Origin of the sequence: Corynebacterium sp. HMSC076D02 (assembly GCF_001813815.1) — a bacterium.
Taxonomy (GTDB): Bacteria; Actinomycetota; Actinomycetes; order Mycobacteriales; family Mycobacteriaceae; genus Corynebacterium; species Corynebacterium simulans.
Window position 1 is genome coordinate 283,345 of record NZ_KV814043.1, and the last position, 2,241, is coordinate 285,585.

The window sequence follows — 2,241 nt, forward strand, 5'->3', positions numbered from 1 at the left end:
CGTAGGGGTGGGAAGATGTGGCACTCAGATATCTTCCCGTATGCTGATTGGATTAATTCCCTTATGAAGGAGACGCAGGATAGCAGTGAAGGTTACCGTTAATCTTGGGAAGATTCTCCTTTGGGAACCAAAAGAGCGGAAGATGCCAAGATAGTTAGAGCGCATGTTTCGGACTTATGCAGATTGGGTTTAGATGGATCTAGTTTTCCGCCTAAACCCAATCTGCATCTTTTTGCGGACTAGATTTCACGGCTGTGCTTATTTCCGGCAGGTTGACGGATCTTAATTCTTGGCTTCCAGTGACAAAGGAAACTCCCCAGTGCTTCTCGTCGTTGGAAGCACTGGGGAGAAGCCACCTGCGGGGTGCAGGAGTCGTGGCTTTTTGTTTTCCTTCCGTCCGGCTATGCGCCGGGGGAAGCGCGTTGCGGACACCCAAAACTATACCGCCTTCACGCGCGCCCGCAACCGAAACATCTTCCAGTAGGTGCTTAGCGGCTAAACTTTGAAGTATGCGCATATCTGTATATGTGCATGCAGAGAGTCCCTTTTAGGTTAACTGCTATCAGTGACCATCGACCACATAGCATGATATACACACATGCGCATGTCGCTACTTAGATAAAATATCCCTGAAGCTATTCTTGCGTCATGACTCGAGTAATTTCCGTGATTCAGTCGAAGGGCGGGACAGGGAAGACCACACTTTCAGTGATGCTCGCAGAGGCAATTCGGCAGATGGGGTATACCGTTGCAATCGCAGACGGCGATCCCCAGCAATCTGCTACCCGATGGGCAACCAAAGTGAAGGATTTTCCATTTCCTATCGAATCTGTCCACAGCTCAAGTGATTTCTCTGGAGTTGTCAGAAAGGGGAACAATCCGGACTTTCTTATAGTCGATTCCCCTCCAGGTGGTTTAGCTTTCATAACCGAAAGCGCCGAGGCTGCCGATTTAGTCCTTCTTCCCACTGGTGTTTCCCCGATGGATATTGATCGAACTCAGGTAACGCTTTCTTGGCTAATAGAAATGGGGACACCAACAGCAGTTGTTCTGTCGAATGTCGACAGGAGGGAAAACTTCTAGATGAAGTCCATGCCGAGCTGGAGGGTGATGAGACTGCAGCGCTTGCTGAAACAGTCATCCCAACTAGGGCGGCTACACGGCGTGCCTTCGAAACAAGGCCCAGCAGTACGAAGGTGTGGGATTCTTTGGCCCGAGAAGTAATCGCAGCATTTGAGGAGTAAGGGGTAAACGATGGCAATTCCAAAGGCTAAGAATAAGGCACGGGAAGAATCACCTGGAAATAGGTCGGAGAGCTCGCCCTCAACAAAGATGTTCGCTCAAGCTAATGATAAAGCGACACGTCTTCAGTTGTACGTCCGTGATCGACAATTGATTAAAGAACTCAAACTCGCTGCAGTGGAAGAAGAGAAGAGCATCTCCCAACTTTTTGAAGAGTGGGCAACACGATGGCTCGAAGAAAGAAGCTGATTAACTGGTGTATATACCTACACACATGTGTATGTAGGTATATACATTTATTCCTTCTAGCGCTCTGACCTCGCTGTTTTCTAAAGCTCTGGGCCTTGTTCTTCTTCAAGCTCATCAGCGGGTGCTTGTTCGTCGGTAGTGTCGCTGTCGCTGGTAACACTTTGCTGCTCTCCACCTAGGCCGAGGCTGGCGAGGAAGTCGAGGCTTGCTCGCGCACCTTCGTTCAGTCCGCTGGTGTCTTCGTCTTGAGTGTTGTCGGCGTTTTCCTCTTCTGGTGTGGTCTCGGGTGCAGGTTGCTCTTCCCCTACGGTGTTCTGGACGGCGGTGTCTTGCTCATCGTGGTGAGTCTCGTCATTGTCTGGTTCGTAGGCAGCAGCAATGGTTTCTGCGACCATGTCGCGGATTGCCTCTTGTGCTGGCTCGTCTAAGCCCAGGCGGCGTAGTTCATAGGTGCGTTGTGCGGCAAGTAGGTTGACTTCATCAGCGATGTAGCCTGCATGGTCGGCAACATCGTTGGGGACTTCCTCTGCGCGCAAGCGTGTGGCGATGTCTGCGCGGTCAGCCCAGTCCGTCTTCTCTCGGCGAATCGAATCGAGGCGTTGTTGAAGATTGTGGGCGTGCTCGCTGTCGTGTTGTGCGGCAGCGTTTAGGCGCTTGTCCCATTCTTCTGTGTCGTCGGCGCGGTAGCAGATTTCATCCCACAGACCTGTCTCCGGCAAGCTACATCCGGCCTCTTCAATAGCTTGCTGA

At 51.4% G+C, this 2,241-nt stretch carries 2 protein-coding genes and 1 pseudogene; 2 read left to right on the forward strand and 1 reads right to left on the reverse strand.

Features of this window, described 5'->3' with window-relative positions:
- The first annotated feature begins 648 nt into the window (after nt 1-648).
- Nucleotides 649-1,083 (forward strand): ParA family protein, encoded by a 435-nt coding sequence (locus HMPREF2935_RS12615; RefSeq protein WP_246817775.1) that lies wholly within the window; start codon nt 649-651, stop codon nt 1,081-1,083.
- A gap of 171 nt (nt 1,084-1,254) precedes the next feature.
- On the forward strand, nt 1,255-1,491 hold the full coding sequence (locus HMPREF2935_RS03595) for a peptide transporter (protein ID WP_070456048.1): 237 nt from the start codon (nt 1,255-1,257) through the stop codon (nt 1,489-1,491).
- A gap of 80 nt (nt 1,492-1,571) precedes the next feature.
- On the opposite strand, the pseudogene HMPREF2935_RS13490 reads toward HMPREF2935_RS03595, so the two are convergent.
- A pseudogene (locus HMPREF2935_RS13490) lies at nt 1,572-2,241 on the reverse strand (conjugal transfer protein TraA); the annotation flags it as partial.